Below are 23,072 nucleotides of genomic sequence, written 5' to 3'. Positions count from 1 at the left end.
GCGGGTATATGAACTTCTCGTGGAAGCGCAATCTGGTCATATTGTGGATTGGTGTATTTTTTTGCAGCACCGCCTATTCGATCTCGATTCCATTTCTGCCTCTGTTTCTAAGTGCTGACTTGGGGGTTCGTGATCACCTGGAGTTATGGTCAGGACTGGCATTTGGCATTACGTTTCTTGCGAGTGCACTCGTGTCTCCGTTCTGGGGATCACTGGCTGACAAATACGGACGCAAGCCCATGCTGATCCGGTCGGGATACAGCCTTGCCGTCTTGTATTTAATTAATTATTTCGTGCAGGACCCGTATTCTCTGATTGTTGTTCGATTGTTTCAAGGTCTGCTTGCAGGGTTTGTTCCAGCAGCGATAGCCCTGGTAGGCACGAATACACCTGAAGAGAAGACTGGTTATGCACTTGGTATTATGTCCACTGCAGGAGCCACTGGTGGTATTATCGGACCGTTAATTGGTGGCGTGGTGAGTCATTATTATGGCAACCGGAATGCATTTTTGTTTTCGGCTATTGTTGTGTTAGTCTCCGCGATCATCGCAACCTTCTGGGTAAAAGAAGAGAACTTCAATCGGAACAAAGCGCGTTCCCACGTCATGGATGACATTCGTGAAGCAAGAGCGAATCGTTTGTTTATGACGGTGCTTGGCATGATGGGCATATGTACGTTCTCCGTCATGATTCTGGAGCCATTATTGACGGTCTATGTGATGGAGATGGGCGTTCAGCCGGATCGTGCCTCACTCAGCTCGGGTATTATTTTCTCAGCGGTGGGGGTAGCAACAGTTATTATGGCACCGCGTTGGGGCAAGATTGGTTCAAGGATTGGATACGGTAAAGTGTTGATCATTGGACTTGTTGGTGGGGCTGTAGGGAATCTTCTGCAGTTCTTTACAACAGGATATATCGCATTCGGCATTTTACGATTTGTGTATGGTTTATTCTTTGCGGCTGTATTTCCAGCAATTAACGCCATGATTGTGCAGGCTACCGCATCGAGTTTCCGGGGCAGGGCTTTTAGTCTGAATCAATCCGCTGCCCAGATCGGGACGATGGCGGGACCGATTATTGGTGGTGTACTTGGGGGCTGGCTGCCGATACGCTGGATATTTATTATTAATGGAGTGGCATTGATCATCACTGCGATGGTAGCGAAGTGGTCAGGATTGGATCACAAACTGCCCGTGGCAAGTAAGGTTTCCGCTAAGCGATGATGCTAAATCACTAAGAGTACGTGAACTTACAGGTAACAAAAAAGATGACGCTGTGAAATTACAGACGTCATCTTTTTTAAGTCTACTACGGATCTATATAAGTTAGTCATCCGAAGAGGGCTTACGAGAAGCCTTCTCTTTGGGAATGGCATGCTCGACCGCATCACGTTGATCCTCATCCTCAAGTGCTTCGGGGAAGGAGTCCTCAGTGAACAGTCCGAAGTCCGGGTCAATATCCCGTTCGGTCACGAGATTATCCGGTTCATGCACATGCTTTTGGCGATCTTCCTTCATCGTGTATGCACCTCCTCATTCAGGATGTCATAACAGCTGTTAATGTCGCGGTGGAATGTCGTTCTCTGGTTTAGCATCCGCACCAGCACCATTAAGCAAGTCGGTACCATGCAACGCATCCGGATCGGGTGCAGCAGGATCAACCGGACTGTTCGGTTGCAGAAGATCTGCATCCGGTACAGATTCCAGCGGTGTCTCAGCCAAACGTGAATCCAATTCCGGCTCATCCACAGCGGTTGCGGCTACGGGTGCCAGATCCGAATCTTCCGTAACAATCCGTCTGCCGGAAACTTCATCAAAGGTGTCCATATCGCCTTCCGGGACTTCCGTCTCTGGTGGAATATCGCGGGACCTCTGATAACGGTCATAATAGCGGTCGCTCTCTTCGTTACTAATTGGTTTGTCAGACATGAGTAACACTTCCTTTCATTGTCGGTTGTCCAAAGCTTCTTACTCCGTAGTTACCCAAAGCGCTAGTGTTGTAATCTTGCACAGGTTATTATCTCCGGGTGTTCACTACGATATGAATGCCTTAGAATTTGGGGAATACATATTTAACCAAGAAGTATAAGAATCCGAAAAAGATAATGATATATGCGGCATATTTAATAAATGTGGAAGCGACCATACTTGAATCCGATTTATGCTGAACATCCTTATGTTCTACCTCAACCGTACGATGGGGCTCATTCATTGTAATCATCTCCTTAGCGTGTTTGTTTGCTTTGAGAAACCATTACACCCGGAGCAAAGGATTGAATCGCAGCCACCGTTTTTACAGCTTTTCCTGTTTTGCCTATGTTATGATGAAGCTTGAATATGTAAGGGAGGGATTCATGTGGACTGGTATACACTGGGTAATATGATCACACGCATCCGTATCGGGCAAAAGGCGTCCACACCCGGGTTCTCCCGTACCGTCATCCGTCGTCCGGATGGTTTGTTTTGGGTAGGCGGTATATGGTCCGGGCAAGTTGTCCAGTTACGGGATTTCCTTTTTTCCGACATATGGACCATCTATGATGATGAGGAGACAGAGCAGTGGCTTGAATTTCGCAGTCAAGTTGAACAGAAAGAACGGGAAATGATAGTGAACCAGTTCGAAGACTTGCATGATTAATCGGATAACTTTAACAATAAAATGGAAATAAGACTATAAATCGACTTAAATGTGAAATTTCATTTTATCTCAAGAAGGTGACGTGACAAACGGTGGCGAATGATAAATGAGAGAATCTAAGATAGGGAAAATTAGAACTTTGAGGTGCTGTGAATGAAAAATGTGCCCAAAGCTATCGTCATCTTATGGATGAGTGTATTGATTATTCTAGGCATGCCACATGGGATAGTCTTTGCAACTACAGGAGTGGTTCAGCAACCTGTATCCATTACAGGATGGGAAGTAAAATGGGGGAACGTTGACGATCAAGGATTCATCAGTGAGGTTAAGGGAGCAGACGAAATATGGGAAAAGCAGGGCAGTGATAAGTTAGAGTATAGCAATACGGATCGATCGAATTCTTTATGGACTCGCCTGACCATTCCTGAGTTGAGTGAGGAAAGTTCAGCCATTCGATTTGAGAACATTAAAGGCAATCATATTGTTGTTTATCTGGAAGACCGCAAGGTCTACGAGAACTATCATTACAATTATGATAATAATGCTGTGTTGCTGCCCTTATCCAGCGAAAATTCAGGTGACACGCTCTATGTATGGTCGCAAAATGAAAAAGGCCGTCTGGGGATACAAGGTATTGTTCAGGTTGGACCTTATGCCGCGTTACAGGAGAAATATATTCATAACGGACTTATTGATGTAATTTTGGGCGCGACCTTTGTGTTCACAGCGATTACGATGCTGAGTTGTACATTCTTCCTTGGCAAATTCCATAAGGGATTATGGATCTCGCTATGCATCGTGATGGGTTCCATCGGCACGATGATCATCACGTACTCGCAATTTTTGTATACGTTCTATCAGGTATATGGTGACCTGTATTCCGTAGTCTTTGATCTGGCGATGCTGCTGGGTATGCCAGCGCTATGTTATTTTTTTGAACAGATTATCGGGCCAGGACTGCATGGAATCTTCACCAAACTGCGAAAAATACTATTCATATATTCAGTTATCGCTGTATTCTCTCTATTTATCTATGTTACTTCAGGTGGGCAATGGGAGATCCTCTACAATCTGCTCGTACAGCGTGTGGTTGGCATTGTGCTGGTCATTCTGCTGACAATCCTGTTAGTTGGTACTATCGCCAAAGCGCTGCAACGAAATCGGGAAGCTATGCTGCTTGCAACGGGATTTGGTACATTTGCCTTGATCAGTGTGGCTGAACTGTTATGGTATTATCAGCGGAGTGGGACGTATCATCTGTTATGGTGGAAATGGTCCATGGTTGCATTTGTGATCTCGTTGATTGCCATTCTCGGAAGTCGTTTTGCCGAAAAACATACTAAAGTTCTAGAGTATTCCAAGGAACTGGAGCTGTTCAACAATGAGTTGCAGCGATCCGAAAAGATGGAGATTATTAGTGAATTGGCCGCTTCCGTTGCCCATGAAGTACGTAATCCACTTCAGGTGACAAGAGGGTTCTTGCAACTTATGACGGAACAGGAAGACAACAAAAATAAGGGGTATGTGCGAATTGCACTGGAAGAACTTGATCGGGCTTCGGGCATCATAACGGATTTTCTTACCTTTGCCAAACCTGAGTTTGATCATATTATCTCGCTCAATATCTCGGATGAGTTCAATCATATTGAAGGCATTCTTGTACCGATGGCTAATCTGGAAGGTGGTAAAATCACCACTGACATTCCGCCAGATCTATATATTCGAGGCAATTCCTCGAAGTTTAAGCAGGCTTTTATCAATATTATTAAGAACAGTATTGAAGCTCTGCAGGGACAAGGCCAGATTGATATCTGGGCGTACAAGCAGGACGGAATGATTAAGGTGCATGTCAGGGATAACGGAGAAGGAATGGACGAGGAAGCACTCTCCCGGTTGGGCGAGCCTTATTTCTCCAATAAAATCAAAGGCACAGGCCTCGGCATGATGGTGACATTCCGTATTGTTGAAGCGATGCAAGGACAGATCAGCTTTACAAGCACCAAAGGGGTAGGAACAGAAGCGGTTGTAACTTTTGTCGAGTTCGTCGATTGACGAACTCACAGAAGGATACAGCGGCTTTTTTTGTTCCTACCCCTAATTTCTTACACTACAAGATTAGCTCACCCGAATTAACTTCTCCAAGGTCCGCAATTCACATCATAATTTACTTTGGAAGGATTGGGAGGTATGACAAGTACATAGTCATTCTGCTGCTCCTCAACAGTACGGACCTGAATGTGCTCCGGAATTACGATGCCAAACGCTTCACGAAGCGCCTGCTTCGGATTGGAGTGCAATTGTTGTCTGAAGTGCTCGTCAGTCCAAGCCTTTTCAATAATATCCTCATGCAACGTTTTCTCTGATACCATCATCGTCAACATTCCCTTCATATTTAAAATTAAACTGAATCAGCTTAGTCGTTATGCTCAGAATCCCAACTGTTGCTCGCTAATCCAGTGATGAAACCCACCTTGGAGGAGCTGTTTCTTCCGTTGTGTAATGTCCTGAACAGCTTTTACTAAAGTGTTGCATAAATAAGAATTAAACGCCTCAAGATGCGATATTCCTAAGTTAGACGATGTTAGTGTACGATTATAGTGATAAGCAATGTCTACGTAAGAGTTCATGAGTTGTGTATTGTATACATTGTCATGTATACGGTCGCTTAGAGGATGAACTGGATAGTTATGATTCAATGCTGCGGATATGTGGGAGAGGTAGCTGTTGTAGTTTCCATGCACAGCATCTTGTTGCGTGTCTGTGAAGTCATCGGTCATCTGGAGTGTCATGAGTGTGATGTTGATGGCAGAACACACCGGGATGATCCGGTCGGACTGATTCAGCAGAAGCAGTGCACCAGTAGCTCCAATGAGGAGAGGGGCAGCCTTTTGCGCAATCAACAAGGGATTCTGTTGGAAATAATCAATGGAATGCTCACCCGTAACACTCACGGCCCAATCCACTACATATTGTCTGAAATAGACCCAGAACGTGGAGGAAGGATTGAATAATACCGAGTAAGATTGAAGTGCATCCATGTAATATAGATTACCAAGAGATAACTTCAATGTGGCATTCTCCGGTTGTTCATCCATCACGTCGTCCTGATTCAGAAAATATAACATATGGATGAGACAGGCTGTACTTAATTGGTGTGCTTTCTCTGGGGGTAGTTTATCTGAGTGTTGCATCCAAAGTGGAGTGATGTACCCGATGTAGCTGTGTCCCGAATCTCGTAACAGCGGATTAACCGAACGAAGCTGCTCTAATGCATGTCCTGACAAGGGTTCGGGATATTCCCGTACGAGTTGTTCCGCTGAAGCAAACACGACCTCCAGATCGGATCTAAACGGATCTAACCAATCTCTCAGCATTATTACATATCGTCCTTCCTGCGATAAGGTGACTAAGGACTGTTCGACTAGATCATGAAGTTACATTTAGTATAGCGGAAATAAACTGAAAAAAATAGGATTTTTTGTGATCAATTGTGAGAAAAATGATGACTTTTTGTATTTTATGGCATAAAAAAGTGGATTTTAGGCTCAAACTAGGAAGGCACAGGATTTCGACATCGGAAAGGCGGCAGAAAAATGAATTTGAAATGGAAAACATGGATGGCAGCCGGATTGGCGGCCGTAGTCATAACAGCAGCAACAGGACATGTAGCTTTTGCTGATTCAACGGTTCGGGCTGAGGAACATGACGATGCGTCAAAAGTTTCTTCCTCCGGTAAACCAGCGAAGCCATGCATGCAGGCAGGACACGGTCTGTTTATGATTGGTGAGACGGCAGACTTGCTTGGGATTGGACTTCGGGATCTGAAAGAACAGATGGAACTTGGCAAGACGTTGTCCCAGATTGCGAAAGAGCGTAAGGGACTTAGTGAGGAACAGTTATTGCAGAAGTTGAAGCCTACACTTGCACAGCGTCTGGATCAAGCTGTGGAAGAAGGTTGTCTCACCAAGGAACAAGCAGCAGCCACGAAGGCGGACATGGATACCAAGTTGAAAAAGGTCATTAATACCCCGCTGCGTGATTTGCGGCGTGAATTTGCCCACCATGGCAAACGTTCCATGGTAGATAAGGGCGAAATTGCCCGGTTTATTGGAGTGACCCCTGCTCAACTGCATGAGCAGCTTCAGGGAGGGAAATCCCTGGCTGAGATTGCTCAGGCAAAAGGCATTAGTGAAACGCAGCTGGTGGACAAGCTGAAGGAACAATTAACGGGTGATCTGAAGAGATTTGTGAATCAGAAGGGCAACGTACATCCAGCCCCGGGTCCCCAGGAACCTGTTCCTGGACGATCAACTTCGAGCGAAGTAAATTAAAGAAGAGCGTCTCCGTGAGGGGACGCTCTTCTTTATTCTAAAACGGCTCACTCGTTCCCGGACTGCGAGTTGAGCCGGGTGACGGAGTTCGCTCAGGTGAATTTCTTTTGTCCATAGCAGCTGATGGATTGGGAGTTAAACGTGGTTTGCGCATTAACCCTACGGTGAAACGTGAGCCAGGAAGCTTGGACAGCGCCCAACTGATTGCAAGAGCAATGCCAACTGTTACAAGGAACGATAGCAACGTTACAGGCAGATGCCATCCACTGAGTTGAAGCGGTCTGGTGACGTAAGCGATCGCGTAGATCACCAGTGCATGAACCAGATATCCACCAAATGAATAGCGGCCAATCCAGGCTAAGAGGCGCTGAAACCATGTATCTTTGCCCCGCATCAGTACAAGGAAACCATACATCATAAACATCTGAGCCATAATGATCAGGAATGTGGTTGGTTTCAGATAGGTGGAGATATTCAGATTAACAACATCCCCGGACCCACGCAGCACATCGTAACCAAGCCATATATACATCCCTATAAACAGACAGATCGTCCATGGCAGGATCTTTGTGGTCCAGCTCCTCCAGCTATCCACTGACCAGGCACATACGGCACCCAGTAAAAAGTAAAACCAGTACATCACCCATGAATAGGAGCGATATTGCAGCAACGTTGACCAAGGCTCAGACATGGATTCTGTCCAGCCCTCCATATTATAGTAGGACCATTGCATAAGCAGGGCATATAGTACTGCTGCAAAGAGAATTAGTCCGATAATGACTTGCATGGGCGTGAAACGTGAGGTGTTCTGGATACGTCTCTGAATGGCTTTTGCTCCTGTCCAGAACAGGGGGAACAGAATATAGAATTGAAACACCATAATGACAAACCAGAGATGATATCCCGTCTGTGGTATAAACAGTTCACGAATCAGACTGCGAAAATCCGGTATGCCTGCAAGCCAGAACGCGGGGGTGAAGATACGGACAGAAAGCCAGTAGATCAGTGTCCATACGACAAACGGCATATAGATATCGCCAAATCGCTTTCGAATGAAGCGAGGATATTCCGGTTTGGTGTTACGATGATGGTAAAACAACATTACACCCGATAGAAATACAAACGTTGGCGTACCAAATCGGGTCAGATGATAAATCATGGTCAGCATAATGGAATCCGGTTGTTCAATATCAGCGCGATAGATATACTCAGCGATACTATGCTGCATGACGATTGCCAGAAAGGCAATGCCCCGCAGTTCGGTCCATTCCGTTATTCGCGGTTTTTTCACATTGTAATCCTCCCTCCAGGAACCGGAGTTCATCATATAAGGGTACCCGTTAAACATTAAGACTGCATTAAATGGAGAAAATAGGTACAAAAAAAGACGGCTTTGGCCGTCTTTTCTATTGATATATCTCATGCTTGTTTTAGTTCTGTTCCTCTGATGATGGAGTCTCTGAGGACTCGGCATCTTCTTCAAACAGTTTCTGAATGTAGGACTGGAGTTTGGTTACATCAACACCCAGCACCTGAGCTGAGCCGACGAGTTCATTGGTGAGTAGTTTGTTCGGTGGAATCTGCTGCTGATCGATATCGTTCACATGGATATCGAAGCCAAGTGATGCGAGTTTTAACATCTGGGTTGGACTGAGGTCCGTCTCAATGTAGGGAGCGATCGCTTCCAGGATATCAGGGATTTTGAAGAGCGACGTAGTGCTCTGCATTTTCTTGGCCAGCTCGGTCATGAAGATCCGCTGCCGTTCGGTACGGGTGAAATCCGATGTGGCATCATGCCGGAACCGAACATATTGCAGGGCGGTTTTGCCGTCCATATGCTGCAATCCTTTTTTCAAGTCAATGTCGTACATATGTTTATCTGCTTTACTGGTGTAATACATGTCTTTCTCCACATCGATCTCAATGCCGCCTACCGCATCAACAAGTGCCATGAAACCTGTAAAGTCTGTGTAGACATAATGCTGAATGGGAATACCGAGCAGATCACTGACGGTTTGTTTGGTCAGCTCCGCACCCCCGTAGGAAAAGGCTGCATTAAGTCTGCTTTTGCCATGCCCGGGAATGGCGACATAGGTATCACGCAGTACGGAGAATAGATGGGCTTTCTTGGTGACCGGATCAATGGAAGCGACCATGACCGAGTCTGAGCGTCCTGCATCGTCGCCTCTCGAGTCTCCACCAAGGAGCAGAATGTTCACTCGTTCCTGGCCCTCCCATCTGGGAATCGTTGTTGTTGGTGTGTCTGAATCGCTGTCTGTGCCGGAAGAGGACGAGTTGGATGAAGTCCCGGAAGCCGTGGAGATGCTATTGGCAAAATGAACAATCGAATATCCGTAATATACAACGACACCTGTAATCGCAAGTGCCAGGGTCAGGGCTGTACCCCATAACCATTTTTTAAGCATAATCTTCACCTTTCTATGATTGAACTGATATGTAACCCAAACTAGTTTAACAAAAAGAAAGCAAAATGTCCTCTTTGATTTCGTAACTTCGGTCAATGTGAGGAATGTTTGACAAATAGTTAGTGTATATTTATTATGTAAAAAATAATCTTGTTTTGTGTAATGGGGGTATTAAAAGCCAGTTATGAATCAATCACTATTTAATTGGATTAATCAGTTTGCAGACCAAATACCGTTTCTGGACTGGTTTATGATCACATCATCCGAGTATGCGGTTTGGGTCATGATTGCACTGCTCGTTATCGTATGGTTTCTCGGCGATCCATCGAAACAACGAATTGTTTTTTATGCCTGTGTGGCTTCCATTGTAGCGCTAGTTCTGGCCAAATGGGGGATATCACCAGCGGTCGGTCATCCAAGACCTTTTGTGGAAGGGACTGTGCATCAGCTGGTTGCCCATGTACCTGATCCTTCTTTTCCAAGTAAACATGCTTCCGCTGTATTTGCTCTAGCGGCTGCTTCATTCTTTATTGGACGTCGCTTCGGGTCATGGATGTTGTTACTCGCTGTGTTGACAGGGGTGTCGCGTGTATATGTTGGTGTGCATTATCCAGGAGATATTCTGGGAGGATTCATTCTCGGAAGTCTGCTTAGTGTGGTTCTGATTACAACCCGCAATTATACCAAGTCGATTCCCGACTTCTTCATTAACATACACCGTCGTGTTTTTCGTTAGCTTTTGAAAGTAATGTCTAGTGAAGTTTTGGTAGTTTATTGAAAGAAGTCTCTTATCTCTGGTTCTGCCAAAGATGGGAGACTTTTTTTGTGTTATGTTCGAAGTTACATGAAATTTATAGAAATTGAATCCTAACATCTACAATTCATGACGATAGGTGACGATATATTATAAATATGTATTATTTTGAGGAGTGGGACACATGGAAGACACGCGGGGGAATAAGTTGGGGATATTGAAGTTAACGATTCGAGGCAAGTTACTGACTGGTTTTCTCATAGTCGTGGCTCTGTTGATTGTTGTAAGCGTTTATGCGTTAATACAGATCCATAATATGTCTGGTAAAGCCAATGATGTGGACCAGACCTGGATGCCGAGTGTAAGCCTGCTAGGTATGATAAATGGTGATGTTTCGGATGTAGAGCGGTTGGCGTTGGCGATTATCGTTGAACAAGACGAAGAAGAAAACGTCAAGGTGAATGAAGCGTTAAAGTTGCTCCTCACGAAGATTGAAGATGAGCGTAAACAGCTGCTAACGTTCATTGAGAGCAATGATGAAGCAATGAAGCTCTACAATGATTTCAGTACGAATTATGATGCTTATGTGGAGAAAATGCCTGCATTCATAGAATTCGGTATTGCAAATAACTATGAAGAAGCAAGTAGACTGCACACTGAAGCCTATCCATTGTGGTATACAGCTAACGACACGATTGCCAAGCTGATCGAATCTGGGAATAAAGGATCGGATGCAGCAACGAATGATTCTGTCGAGTTGGCTGAGAATACATTTAATGTGATTTTGGCCGTGACGATTTTTGCATTCCTGCTAGCTGTGTTCATTGCCTTCTTCATTGCAAGCATCATCTCACGTCCAATCAAAAAGATGAATGAAGCGGCCATGGCTATTGCCAATGGTGATCTGACGGGTGAGACGATTGTACTTAAGAACAAAGACGAATTGGGAACGCTGGCGGCTTCCTTCAATACCATGAGTGGTAATTTGCGCTCCATGATTGAATCGGTATCGATGACTTCTGAACAGGTAGCGGCTTCATCGGAAGAGCTTCTTGCAAGTGCAGAGCAAAATACTCAAGCCTCGGAACAGATTTCCGAAACGGTTGAGGAACTGGCCGTGGGCACGTCAGATCAAGTTGATATTGTGAAGCGCTCTTCACAGGCGATGAATGAGATGGCTCTGGGATCAGAGCAGATTGCCGAGCTTGCTCAGAGTGTATCCGTATCTGCTGTAGATGCGGCGAATCAATCTTCCGAAGGAAATATGATTATTCAGCAAGCGGTTGAACAGATGGGTTCTGTTCGAAATTCCATTGCTTCGCTTACTGAATTGGTTACAGGGCTGGGGGAACGTTCAGCAGAGATTGGAACCATTACCGAGGTAATCAACAACATTGCCCGGCAGACCAATCTGCTTGCACTGAATGCAGCCATTGAAGCCGCACGAGCAGGAGAGCACGGACGTGGTTTCGCCGTAGTTGCGGGAGAAGTGCGTAAGTTGGCTGAGGAATCTTCTACATCTGCGCAAAGAATTACGGATCTCGTTCAATTGATTCAGAAAGATACGGATCATGCTGTTCAGGCAGTGAAAGTGAACAGCAGTGAGACAGAAGCCGGAATCGAGATGGTTACTGCGGCAGGACAAGCCTTCGAGCAGATCTCGGATGCGGTCAACAAAGTAGCGGGGGAAATCCAGGAAGTATCTGCAGGTTCAGAGGAAATGTCGGCGAGTACAACTGAGGTTGTAGGATATGTAAGTCAAATCTCCAACATTGCTGGAGAGGCAGCGGGCGGGGTTCATAATGTATCTGCCGCAACTCAGCAGCAGTTGGCTTCGATGGAAGAGATTGCATCATCCGCAGGTTCATTATCCAAAATGGCCGAAGAACTGCAGGAGCAGATTAACAAGTTCAAAGTGTAACTAAGAGATGTTCTGTGATATCTAAGGTGTACAGAAACATACTGACAGGATGGTCAGAATGCCATTCGATTTGTACTGTTGATGATAACAAGGGCGAGAAGCTGTTTCTCTAACGCGCATATGCGTTAGAGAAACAGCTTTTTTTGTCGCATGACGCAGAGCAGGTCACAACAATGTTATTTCAGAAGTCACCAACGCTTATATAGCTGGTGAAACAAACGGCTATAATGGTAATTAATGGTGTAACTTACACTGAAATACACCATGGGAAGGAGCGATATAAACTTGCAGTCCAGAGTAATGCATACGGAATATTGATGAAGAGGAGATGAATAGTTGAACATGAAGGGGAGCTGGTGGAGACGAGTCGCTATGATCGCGTTATCGGCAGGATTACTGGCAGGGAGTTTATCGATGGGCACAGGAATTCGTAAGGCGGATGCGGCCGCCGGAAATCAGAACTATGCTGAAGCACTACAAAAGGCCATTTACTTCTATGAGGCACAGCGCTCGGGTCCGTTGCCAGCGAGTAATCGGGTCGAATGGCGTGGTAATTCGGGCATGCAGGATGGAGCTGATGTAGGTGTTGATCTGACCGGAGGATGGTATGATGCCGGAGATCACGTGAAGTTTGGTTTTCCGATGGCTGCTTCCGCAACGATGCTCGCCTGGTCTGTCGTGGAATACAGTGACGGATATGAACAGGCCGGACAACTGGAGGAGATCAAGGATAATATCCGATGGGCGACCGACTATTTTATGAAAGCGCATACGAAACCAAATGAATTATGGGGACAAGTGGGGGCAGGTAATACCGACCATGCCTGGTGGGGACCCGCAGAAGTCATGCAGATGAACCGTCCTTCGTTCAAGATTGATGCTTCATGCCCGGGCAGTGATCTGGCGGCAGAAACGGCTGCAGCGCTGGCAGCGTCATCGATTGTATTTGCAGATGATGATCCGGCATATTCGGCCAGACTGCTTCAACATGCGAAAGAGCTGTACAACTTCGCAGATACATATCGGGGGGAATACACCGATTGTATCACTGATGCTGCAGCGTTTTATAATTCGTGGACAGGATACGAAGACGAGTTGGCATGGGGTGGCGCATGGCTTTATTTAGCTACTAATGATAGCGCTTACTTGTCCAAAGCCATTGCAGCTACGGACCGGTGGTCTTCTAGCGGAGGCTCAGCCAATTGGCCCTATACCTGGACACAAGGTTGGGACAGTAAACATTATGGTGCCCAGATTCTGCTTGCCCGTATTACGTCCAGTTTGAACATGCCGGAGGCGACAAGATTTATTCAGTCGACTGAGCGCAATCTGGATTATTGGACGGTTGGAGTCAATGGGACACGAGTCAAGTATACGCCAGGAGGTCTGGCGTGGTTGGATCAGTGGGGATCGCTCCGATATGCAGCGAATGCATCCTTTATTTCTTTTGTATACTCCGACTGGGTCAGTGATCCTGTGAAAAAGTCAAGATATCAGGATTTTGCTGTCTCACAGATGAATTATATTCTGGGCGATAATCCGCGTCAGAGCAGTTATGTGGTCGGATATGGGCAAAATGCACCTCAACATCCGCATCATCGGACCGCTCACAGTTCATGGCTGAATAACGAAGATATCCCGGCTAACCATCGCCACATTCTGTATGGTGCCATGGTCGGTGGCCCGGATGCATCGGATGGATATACCGATGATATCGGGGATTACGTGAGTAATGAGGTCGCAACCGATTACAATGCTGGTTTTACCGGCGCACTGGCAAAGATGAATTTGCTGTTTGGTCAGAATCATCAGCCCCTGGCGAACTTCCCTGCACCTGAGGTGAAGGGAGATGAGTTCTTTGTGGAAGCTGCGATCAAATCATCAGGTGCCAATTATACGGAAATCAGGGCACAGCTTAATAATCGTTCCGCTTGGCCCGCCCGAATGGGAGATCAACTTTCTTTTAAGTATTTCCTGGATTTGAGTGAAGTGTATGCTGCCGGACGTACGGTATCGGACGTGCAAGTGACAACCTCCTATACGGAGGGGGCGACGGTATCTCAACCAGTTGTGGTGAATGCAGCTCAGCATATCTATGCCATTACGGCGAACTTCGGTAATACCAAGATCTATCCAGGTGGGGAAGGAAATTATCGTAAAGAAGTACAGTTCCGCATTACAGGCCCACAGGGTGCATGGAATGCCAGCAATGACCATTCGTTCCAGACGCTGACCACAGGCACTCCTGTGAAGAGCATATACCTTCCAGTCTATGATGCGGGGGTGAAGGTGTATGGACAGGAGCCTGGTGTTACACCAGTCACGGTTCCAGGCGCACCTGCTGGCGTGCAGGCTGTAGCGGGAAGTAGTCAGGTTAACCTGACCTGGGCCGCTGTATCCGGGGCCGAATCGTATACGGTGAAGCGTTCCGAGGTGAGTGGAGGACCATATACAACTGTTGCGACAGGGGTTAATGGATTGACCTACACAAACACGGGACTGACCAACGGGACGGCTTATTATTATGTAGTGACTGCTGTGAATTCAGCAGGGGAATCATCGGGTTCTGTGCAGGTGTCGGCTACCCCGCAAGTAGCTTCGACGGTGCCAGGAGCGCTGACTTTAAGTGGGACAGCTGGTGATGCGCAGTCGGTCCTGACCTGGACAGCAGCCTCGGGCGCTACTAGCTATAAGGTACAACGTTCGGTGGCAGGCGGGACATATGCAGATGTGGCAACCGGATTGTCCGTGTTGACTTACACCGACACAACAGCGCTGAATGGCACCACGTACAATTACCGGATTGCAGCTGTGAATGCGAACGGACAGACACTGTCCAATGTCCTGGCACTGACGCCTTCTGCACCTCCGGTGACGACGGGTACACTCGAAGTGCAGTACCGCAGCGGAGGGTCTGGGAATTCAAGTAATGCGGCGACTCCGCAGTTCAACGTGAAGAATACCGGAACACAGGCGATTGATCTCAGTACCGTGAAGATCCGATATTATTTCACCAAGGATGGTGCGGATCAAATGACCTTCTGGTGTGATTATGCCGAGATGGGCACGGCCAATGTTGAAGGTACATTTGTCGCAGTGAATCCGGCGAAGGGTACCGCAGATACGTATCTGGAGATTAGCTTTAAGCCTGGAGCAGGCAGTTTGGCCGCTGGAGCAGAGACCGGCGTGATTCAAGCACGCTTTTCCAAAAATAACTGGAGTAATTTCGATCAAAGTAATGATTATTCCTATGATGCTTCCAAGACGGCTTTTGCCGTATGGAACAAGGTAACAGGGTATCAGGGAAACACCAAAGTATGGGGCTTGGAGCCGTAACTAGCTCAAGATCATTGGCCGAATAGCAGCATGGGCAGACCAACAGCACTTATATTCAATTTCCACTATTCCAGGGAGGTATATATTAATGTTGAAATCAGCTGCGAAAAAAAGTTTAACAGCCATGCTGGCGGGAACCGTCATGTTGACCGGATACACCGGACTCTGGGCAGGGCCGCAAACAGCACATGCCGCAGATCAGGCCATCGAGATTCAGGCAGACGGCATTAATGAAGCCCGGTTTTTGCAATTATATGATCAGTTGAAAGATCCGGCGAACGGATATTTTTCGCCAGAGGGTCTACCGTATCATTCCATTGAGACCCTGCTCAGTGAGGCCCCGGATTATGGTCATATGACGACGTCAGAGGCATACAGTTACTGGCTGTGGTTGGAAACCATGTATGGTCACTACACTGGAGACTGGTCCCAACTGGAAGCAGCTTGGGACAGTATGGAGAAATACATTATCCCGGTCAACGAAGGTGACGGCAAGGAAGAACAGCCTACGATGAGCTCGTACAATCCGAACAGCCCTGCTACGTATGCAGCGGAAAAACCTTTTCCTGATCAATATCCATCGCCACTTAATGGTCAATATGCAGCGGGTAAAGACCCGATTGATGCCGAACTTAAGGCGACCTATGGTAACAATCAGACTTATCTCATGCACTGGCTGGTCGATGTGGATGACTGGTATGGATATGGAAACCTGTTGAATCCATCACATACGGCTACCTATGTGAACACGTTCCAGCGTGGGGAGCAGGAGTCTGTGTGGGAAGCCATTCCGCATCCATCTCAGGATGATAAATCTTTTGGTAAGGCAAACGAAGGCTTCATGAGCTTGTTCACAAAGGAAACTCAGGTACCGTCAGCGCAATGGCGTTATACAAACGCAACGGATGCGGATGCACGTGCAGTACAGGTGCTGTATTGGGCGAAGGAGATGGGATACAACAATCCGGAATATCTGGATAAAGCGAAGAAGATGGGGGACTATCTGCGCTACGGCATGTATGATAAATACTTCCAGAAAATTGGGAGTGCAAAGAGCGGTACACCAACTCCGGGTACAGGCAAGGATTCCAACATGTATCTCATGGCTTGGTATACGTCTTGGGGAGGTGGCTTGGGTCAAGGTGGGGATTGGGCTTGGCGCATTGGAGCGAGCCATACCCATCAGGCTTATCAAAACCCGGTTGCAGCCTATGCTTTGTCTGACCCGGCTGGCGGCTTGATTCCGGAATCGGCAACAGCGAAGGCAGATTGGAATGCGACGCTGAAACGTCAGTTGGAATTCTACACTTGGCTACAATCCCATGAAGGAGCCATCGGCGGGGGAGCAACGAACAGTCTGGATGGTTCATACAAAGCTTATCCAGCAGGGGTAAGTACATTCTATGACATGGCATATCAGGAGGCGCCTGTATATCGTGATCCGGATTCCAACACCTGGTTTGGATTCCAGGCATGGCCGCTGGAGCGTGTAGCCGAGATGTACTATATTCTTGCGGAGAGCGGGGATTTGACCTCTGAGAACTTCCAGATGGCCAAGAAGGTAATCACGAAGTGGATCGACTGGAGTAAGGATTATGTATTTGTAGGTGAGCGTCCGGTGACGGATGCGCAAGGGTATTATCTGAATTCGGCTGGACAGCGCATTTTGGGAGGAACTAATGTTCAGGTAGCAACAACGCCGGCGCCGGGAGAGTTCTGGATTCCGGGTGGTCAGGAATGGCAGGGTCAACCGGACAAGTGGAATGGATTCAGTTCGTTTACGGAAAATCCGAACTTCCGTGTAACGACCAAAGATCCAGTGCAGGACACAGGAGTTCTGGGAAGTTACGTTAAAGCTCTGACCTTCTTCGCAGCCGGAACACAGGCAGAGAACGGTACACTTAGCGCGGAAGGCCAAGAAGCCAAGGATTTGGCTGAGGCTTTGCTGGATACAGCTTGGGATTACAATGATGGTGTGGGGATTGTTACGGAAGAAGAACGTAAAGACTACTTCCGCTTCTTTGCCAAAGAGATCTATATCCCAGCGAACTGGTCTGGAACCTTTGGTCAAGGCAATACGATTCCAGGTACAGCAGGTGTACCTTCCGATCCGGCGAAAGGTGGCAATGGCGTATACATTGGATACTCCGATCTGCGTCCAGCCATCAAGCAAGATCCGGCATGGGCTTACCTGGATAATCTGTACAAAACGTCATATAACACAACCACGAAACAGTGGGAAAACGGCGCACCTACCTTTACGTATCACCGGTTCTGGTCACAAGTGGATATGGCTACAGCGTACGGCGAGTATGATCGTCTCCTCGGAGATTCGGATAGTCCGGAAGTGGAAGTACCCGCTGCTCCTGCTGGCGTAACAGCAACTGGAGGAAGTGAGCAAGTGATTCTGAATTGGAACGCAGCCGCTGGTGCAGCCTCGTATACTGTGAAACGTGCAGCGGTGAATGGTGGTCCTTATACGTCTGTAGCGACAGGGGTCACAGGATCGACATTCACGGATACAGGCTTGACCAACGGCACAACGTATTATTATGTCATCACTGCGGTGAATGCCGTAGGTGAGTCTGCACCGTCGACACAGGCATCTGCAACACCACTCGCAGGTACCGTTGTGCCAGGCGTATTCAACCTTACTGGAACAGCTGGCAATGCCCAGGCGGTACTGACATGGACCGCATCAACTGGAGCAGCGAGTTATAAGGTACAACGTTCGGTTGGTACCGGAGCATATGCTGATCTGGCAACAGGTTTGACCGCACTGACGTATACCGACGCTACAGCGGTGAATGGTACGGCTTATAATTATAGAGTCGTAGCCATTAATACGAGTGGTCAGACGAATTCAAATGTATTGGTGTTGACCCCATTGGCACCTCCAGTTACAACAGGAACGCTTGAAGTACAATACCGTAATGGTAGTTCAGGGGCTTCGGTCAATGCGATTACTCCACAATTTAATGTGAAGAATACAGGTACAACTGCTGTGGACTTGAGCAAAGTGAAGGTCCGGTATTATTTCACCAAGGATAGTGCCGCTGATCTGAGTTTCTGGTGTGATTATGCGCAGATTGGCAGTGGTAACGTGGAAGGGCATTTTGTTTCGATAGATCCGGCCAAGGGCACGGCAGATACGTATCTGGAGATTGAATTCAAAGCAGGTGCTGGCAGTTTGGCCGCGGGTGCCGAAACCGGAATCATCCAGGGACGTTTCTCGAAAAACAACTGGACGAATTTTGATCAAACGAATGATTATTCCTTTGATTCCACCCAATCGGCCTTCAGTGCCTGGACAAAAGTGACAGCTTATCAGGATGGCGCCAAGGTATGGGGAATTGAACCTTAAATGAGTTGATCGACCGATTGTAGAGTGATGTTACTCATCATACAGGTTAAGCCGGGGAGAAATCCCTGGCTTTTCTTTTTTTATGGAAAGCATAAATGAAATACGAAATAATCAAACGGACACTGCTGATAAATCGATCCGTATTGGGGCTGGAGGCAAAAATGTGAATTCGGTGAACGGTAATCGGCAAATGAATCATAGTAATGTTTACCAAATTTGCGATTTTAAACATTAAAATCTAGGTCATATGGCATATAGCCTGAATGAGAAACGACCTAACTCTTTTATCGCGGTAAAATGAAGCATATCAAATAGTTACAATAATTTAACCTTTCAAAAAGAAGGGATCAGCAGTGAATTTTTCCAGTAGATTATGGACGCACCCTGATACTTAGTGCTCAAGTTCGCCTATATCAATACAGGACTTTTGACTGATGAACGTTATGGAGAGCCCGTTTACAATGGGGCAAGCCCGGGAGAACCAAGCCAGGTTAAAATTCTGTAACATCAGGGGGAACTCGACATCATGAACTGGAAAAAAACGATTATTACGGCAAGTGTCACAGCAACGATGCTGATGGGAAGTCTGACGACAGGAGCACTAACGGCACAGGTATCGGCAGCTGCTGTTAACAATTCACAAGTAAAAGTAATTTGGGGCGTAAACTTACGCACAACACCTTCTTCTTCTGCGAAGATTGTTCGCTTGGTCGCTAAAGGGGAAACGGTAACGGTGCTTCAGCAATCCGGTTCGGATTGGTATAAGATTAAGGATTCTGCTAACCGGACAGGCTACATATCTTCTTCATCCAAATACACACAAGCGATTAGTGGCGGCACAAGCGGATCGGGTTCGAATAGTGGTACATCGGTGACCGGCAATGCATCTGTAGAAAAAGTGATTGCAGCGGGAATGAAATATTTGGGAACACCTTATGAGTTCGGAGCCAGTCGTAACAGCACAGCTACTTTTGACTGTTCCAGCTTTGTACGCCAGGCCTTCATTGATGCACTGGGCATCAAGCTTCCAGCGGATTCCCGCAAACAGGGAGACTATGTAAAAGCCAAGGGTACAGTTCAGACGAACTGGAAAAACCTGAAACGCGGCGATCTGATGTATTTCATGTCGTATAAAGGCAGCTCTGCATCATCGTATTCGGGCGTGAATAAATCTAGCGCAACCATTACGCACACAGGGATTTACCTGGGCAACGGCAAGGTATTACATACGTATTCCAACGCTGGCGGTGGTGTAACAACTAGTGATATCTCCGGCAAACACTGGGAGTATCGCTTCCTGTTTGGTGGCAGTGCGCTGTAAGTTAGAACAAGAACTTTCTTAAATAACCTACGCATGTTCATATGCATACAAAACACCTCCCATTCTGCCTTTGACAGGCGACTGGGAGGTGTTTTGTTGTTATTTATTATTTTGAAGAACTCAATCGTGATAGTACAGCCGGAACAGGATATCCTGATTGTAGTTGCCGAATCCCTCGCCATATAAGGTAAGCCCGCCCACATGCTGAGCATCTTCCTCCACCGAAAGACGAAGAGTCCATTGGTTGCGTTCGACCGGGATATCTGCGAGTGTAATGTCGGATAGATGTTGTCCATCAATAAACGTACCCTCATTGGTAATTCGCAGTACCTTGAGCATGCCGTACTGATTGACACTGTCACTCCACCATTCCGGGGTGAACATGCCACGTCCGTTGCCTGAATCCCCAGGGCTTGTCCATTCCCCCAATCGGATGCCATTCAGCATGAATGTAATATCCGAGGGCCAATTCGGATTCACCGAAGGGGCTTCTGATCCGATCTCGAGGGCCAGTTCAATGGCATTGATCTGCTGTCCGGATAAGATATAGTTTGGAATTTTATACTCCACAAATCCACGGCCAAACCACAGAATATGCGCATGCATCCGCTCGGGGTCAAGAAAATAACGAGGGTCATCATACTGACCGATAACATGATTGGACGTAGCCAGACCACATGTCGGATAGACGTCAAAGTGGGTGTAGTGTCCCACAGGGACGGAAACCTCATGGAGCTTGCGGGCTGTCCCGCTTTCTTGGGGCATGGAGATGCCAATCCAGTCTACAGCAAGGCTGTTCATTTTGTGTGTGCCGCCGTCTTTGCGTATCATTTTGGACTGAATAATGCCTACATCCTGAAGTTTGCGGACATGCATGGTCACGATGGCACTACTCAGACCCAGTGAAGCAGCAAGATCTTTCACATTCATCGGGGTCTCTGCAACAAGGCGGATGATCTGTAGACGGACTTCACTGGCAAGTGCTTCATATAGGGGGAGCCATTCGGCATCGGTATTTGCTCTAATCACAGTTGTTCCTCCATTTTATCTGTATAGAATTAAGTTAAACATAAATTCAGTAAAAAGAATAACATTTTGCAAAATTCAGGTTGAAATTAAGGCTATAATCGATTTTAATATAAATATGAACGTTGATCCATAGAATATCAATTAATTTTTATATTAATCTTAGGGAGTTGAAATTCATTATGGAAAAAGCAAAAATGACGGTAGATAAAGATTTTACTATTGGTGTAGTGGATAAGCGCTTGTACGGATCATTTATTGAGCATCTGGGACGTGCCGTCTATGGCGGGATTTACGAGCCGGGGCATCCATCAGCGAATGAACAGGGTTTCCGCACGGATGTGCTGGAGATGGTCAAGGAGTTGAATGTACCGATTGTACGTTATCCTGGAGGTAATTTTGTATCCGGTTACAATTGGGAAGATTCGGTTGGACCTGTGTCAGAACGCAAACGCAGACTGGAACTGGCCTGGAGAACGATTGAGACCAATGAATTTGGCTTCAACGAATTCGTGGACTGGGCAAAACAGGCTAATTCTGAAGTCATGATGGCCGTTAATCTGGGAACACGGGGTACGGATGCAGCTCGCAACATTGTGGAGTACAGCAACCATCCGGAAGGTTCGTACTATAGTGATCTTCGCATCAAGCATGGATACAAGCAGCCACATGCGATCAAAACATGGTGTCTGGGCAACGAGATGGATGGTCCTTGGCAGATTGGTCACAAAACGGCAGATGAGTATGGACGGTTAGCTGTTGAAGCGGCAAAAGTCATGAAGTGGACGGACCCGACGATTGAGCTGGTAGCCTGCGGAAGTTCGAATCTGAATATGCCATCGTTCCCGGAATGGGAAGCAACGGTGCTGGATCATACGTATGATCACGTGGAGTATCTGTCCTTGCATCAATACTACGGCAATCAAGAGCAAGATACGCCAACGTTCCTGGCACGCTCGCTTGAAATGGATCGTTTTATCGATACCGTGAAGGCGACTTGTGATTATATCAAAGCGAAGAAACGTAGCAAAAAGACGATGTATCTGTCCTTTGATGAGTGGAATGTATGGTATCACTCCAATGAAAATGATTCGAAGATGGACCCTTGGCAGATTGCTCCGCCACAGCTGGAGGATATCTACAATCATGAGGATGCACTGCTTGTTGGATGTATGTTGATCAGTATGCTCAAACATGCGGATCGGGTTAAAATGGCCTGTCTGGCACAACTCGTTAACGTGATTGCACCGATCATGACAGATACGGGCGGTGGTTCATGGAGACAGACAATCTTCTATCCATTCATGCATACGTCCCTCTTCGGACGTGGAACAGCATTGGTGCCATTGATCCAGTCTCCAAAATACGATACAAAACAAATCACAGATGTTCCTTATCTGGAAGCTATTGCGGTTCATAACGAAGAGCAGGGTGAAGTGACTGTATTTGCAGTCAACCGTCATCTGGAAGAATCCCTTCCGCTCGAAGTGGACCTGCGCAGCTTCGGGAAGTGTACCGTGATCGAGCATATCGTGCTGGAAAGTGATGATCTCAAAGCATCTAATACGGCAGCACAACCAAACCGCGTTGCTCCTCATAATCGCGGGGGTGCAGTTGTATCTGATACTCTGATTACGGCGAGCTTGGCAAAAGCATCATGGAACGTGATTCGTTTGAAAGTGCAGTAATGGATTAGCATAAAGGGATGGGACACGTTGGAGCGCAAAGGCAGGCTTGATGCCTGAGAAGGAAGCCAGCGAACAGCGGATTAGCGTGTTCCTTCAATCAAAAAAGCTGGGTGCGAGTTCATCGCATCCAGCTTTTTTCGTTGTATTTTATAGGAAAAAGGAAGGCATGGGAGGCATGAGTAATGAAGTGGCAGACAAGGTAGCATATAAATTAGGTAATGGCGTGTGTTGAAAATGAAGTGCACAGTCCTGTCATACGCATACGCGC

General features: G+C 46.9%; 19 protein-coding genes. 11 read left to right on the top strand and 8 right to left on the bottom strand.

Annotated elements, in window-relative coordinates; genetic code table 11:
* Positions 1-8: 8 nt before the first annotated feature.
* Entirely contained in the window at positions 9-1,223 is a 1,215-nt protein-coding gene (locus tag MHI01_RS12700; protein WP_036612104.1) for an MFS transporter, read from the top strand.
* A 102-nt stretch (positions 1,224-1,325) separates the two neighbouring features.
* Here MHI01_RS12700 and MHI01_RS12695 read toward each other — a convergent pair whose 3' ends face one another.
* The 3 genes from MHI01_RS12695 to MHI01_RS12685 all read right to left on the bottom strand — a co-directional run bounded on the left by MHI01_RS12695 (position 1,326) and on the right by MHI01_RS12685 (position 2,211).
* The gene (locus MHI01_RS12695) at positions 1,326-1,517 is read right to left on the bottom strand and encodes a hypothetical protein (protein WP_036611535.1); all 192 of its coding nucleotides are present in this window, start codon (positions 1,515-1,517) and stop codon (positions 1,326-1,328) included.
* A 39-nt stretch (positions 1,518-1,556) separates the two neighbouring features.
* Positions 1,557-1,928 carry a hypothetical protein gene (locus MHI01_RS12690; protein ID WP_036611534.1) on the bottom strand — a complete coding sequence of 124 codons (372 nt, stop codon included), beginning with the start codon at positions 1,926-1,928 and terminating at the stop codon, positions 1,557-1,559.
* A gap of 121 nt (positions 1,929-2,049) precedes the next feature.
* Positions 2,050-2,211 (bottom strand): hypothetical protein, encoded by a 162-nt coding sequence (locus MHI01_RS12685; protein ID WP_017690239.1) that lies wholly within the window; start codon positions 2,209-2,211, stop codon positions 2,050-2,052.
* Positions 2,212-2,355: 144 nt separating this feature from the next.
* On the opposite strand from MHI01_RS12685, the gene MHI01_RS12680 reads away from it, so the two are divergent.
* Together MHI01_RS12680 and MHI01_RS12675 are read left to right on the top strand one after the other, a co-directional pair.
* A complete protein-coding gene (locus MHI01_RS12680; RefSeq protein WP_282319167.1) occupies positions 2,356-2,637 on the top strand; it encodes a hypothetical protein in 282 nt (93 codons plus the stop codon).
* Positions 2,638-2,826: 189 nt separating this feature from the next.
* Complete coding sequence (locus tag MHI01_RS12675; protein ID WP_282319166.1) at positions 2,827-4,689, top strand: sensor histidine kinase; 1,863 nt, start codon at positions 2,827-2,829, stop codon at positions 4,687-4,689.
* A 77-nt stretch (positions 4,690-4,766) separates the two neighbouring features.
* Here the strand turns inward: MHI01_RS12675 and MHI01_RS12670 are convergent, their stop codons facing one another.
* Together MHI01_RS12670 and MHI01_RS12665 are read right to left on the bottom strand one after the other, a co-directional pair.
* Complete coding sequence (locus MHI01_RS12670) at positions 4,767-5,009, bottom strand: NHLP leader peptide family RiPP precursor (protein ID WP_091015589.1); 243 nt, start codon at positions 5,007-5,009, stop codon at positions 4,767-4,769.
* 54 nt (positions 5,010-5,063) lie between these two features.
* Complete coding sequence (locus tag MHI01_RS12665) at positions 5,064-6,011, bottom strand: hypothetical protein (RefSeq protein ID WP_340983249.1); 948 nt, start codon at positions 6,009-6,011, stop codon at positions 5,064-5,066.
* Between the two features lie 219 nt (positions 6,012-6,230).
* Between MHI01_RS12665 and MHI01_RS12660 the strand changes: the two genes are divergently transcribed.
* On the top strand, positions 6,231-6,968 hold the full coding sequence (locus MHI01_RS12660; RefSeq protein WP_315373220.1) for a hypothetical protein: 738 nt from the start codon (positions 6,231-6,233) through the stop codon (positions 6,966-6,968).
* A 37-nt stretch (positions 6,969-7,005) separates the two neighbouring features.
* Here MHI01_RS12660 and MHI01_RS12655 read toward each other — a convergent pair whose 3' ends face one another.
* Both MHI01_RS12655 and MHI01_RS12650 read right to left on the bottom strand, forming a co-directional pair.
* On the bottom strand, positions 7,006-8,259 hold the full coding sequence (locus MHI01_RS12655) for an acyltransferase (protein WP_340983248.1): 1,254 nt from the start codon (positions 8,257-8,259) through the stop codon (positions 7,006-7,008).
* Between the two features lie 139 nt (positions 8,260-8,398).
* Positions 8,399-9,394: an LCP family protein gene (locus MHI01_RS12650; RefSeq protein WP_340983247.1), complete on the bottom strand. Its 996-nt coding sequence runs from the start codon at positions 9,392-9,394 to the stop codon at positions 8,399-8,401.
* A 184-nt stretch (positions 9,395-9,578) separates the two neighbouring features.
* Between MHI01_RS12650 and MHI01_RS12645 the strand changes: the two genes are divergently transcribed.
* The 5 genes from MHI01_RS12645 to MHI01_RS12625 all read left to right on the top strand — a co-directional run bounded on the left by MHI01_RS12645 (position 9,579) and on the right by MHI01_RS12625 (position 20,090).
* Complete coding sequence (locus MHI01_RS12645) at positions 9,579-10,130, top strand: undecaprenyl-diphosphatase (RefSeq protein ID WP_340983246.1); 552 nt, start codon at positions 9,579-9,581, stop codon at positions 10,128-10,130.
* A gap of 202 nt (positions 10,131-10,332) precedes the next feature.
* Positions 10,333-12,069, top strand: a complete 1,737-nt coding sequence (locus MHI01_RS12640) for a methyl-accepting chemotaxis protein (protein WP_340983245.1) — start codon at positions 10,333-10,335, stop codon at positions 12,067-12,069.
* Positions 12,070-12,411: 342 nt separating this feature from the next.
* Positions 12,412-15,405 (top strand): glycoside hydrolase family 9 protein, encoded by a 2,994-nt coding sequence (locus MHI01_RS12635; RefSeq protein ID WP_340984854.1) that lies wholly within the window; start codon positions 12,412-12,414, stop codon positions 15,403-15,405.
* An 88-nt stretch (positions 15,406-15,493) separates the two neighbouring features.
* A complete protein-coding gene (locus MHI01_RS12630) occupies positions 15,494-18,769 on the top strand; it encodes a glycoside hydrolase family 48 protein (RefSeq protein WP_340983244.1) in 3,276 nt (1,091 codons plus the stop codon).
* A gap of 526 nt (positions 18,770-19,295) precedes the next feature.
* Positions 19,296-20,090: a C40 family peptidase gene (locus MHI01_RS12625; RefSeq protein WP_047841902.1), complete on the top strand. Its 795-nt coding sequence runs from the start codon at positions 19,296-19,298 to the stop codon at positions 20,088-20,090.
* Between the two features lie 120 nt (positions 20,091-20,210).
* On the opposite strand, the gene MHI01_RS12620 is transcribed toward MHI01_RS12625, so the two are convergent.
* Positions 20,211-21,116, bottom strand: a complete 906-nt coding sequence (locus MHI01_RS12620) for an ArsR/SmtB family transcription factor (protein ID WP_036611621.1) — start codon at positions 21,114-21,116, stop codon at positions 20,211-20,213.
* Between the two features lie 182 nt (positions 21,117-21,298).
* On the opposite strand from MHI01_RS12620, the gene arfA reads away from it, so the two are divergent.
* Positions 21,299-22,804, top strand: coding sequence for an arabinosylfuranosidase ArfA (gene arfA, locus MHI01_RS12615; RefSeq protein ID WP_100526926.1), 1,506 nt, complete (start codon positions 21,299-21,301; stop codon positions 22,802-22,804).
* A 49-nt stretch (positions 22,805-22,853) separates the two neighbouring features.
* Entirely contained in the window at positions 22,854-23,036 is a 183-nt protein-coding gene (locus MHI01_RS12610) for a hypothetical protein (RefSeq protein WP_340983243.1), read from the top strand.
* Positions 23,037-23,072 lie beyond the last annotated feature (36 nt).

The organism is Paenibacillus sp. FSL M7-0656 (genome assembly GCF_038003225.1).
GTDB classification, from domain to species: domain Bacteria; phylum Bacillota; class Bacilli; order Paenibacillales; family Paenibacillaceae; genus Paenibacillus; species Paenibacillus amylolyticus.
The sequence above is the reverse complement of the archived record's forward strand: the minus strand, read 5'-3'. Positions and strand labels throughout refer to the sequence as shown.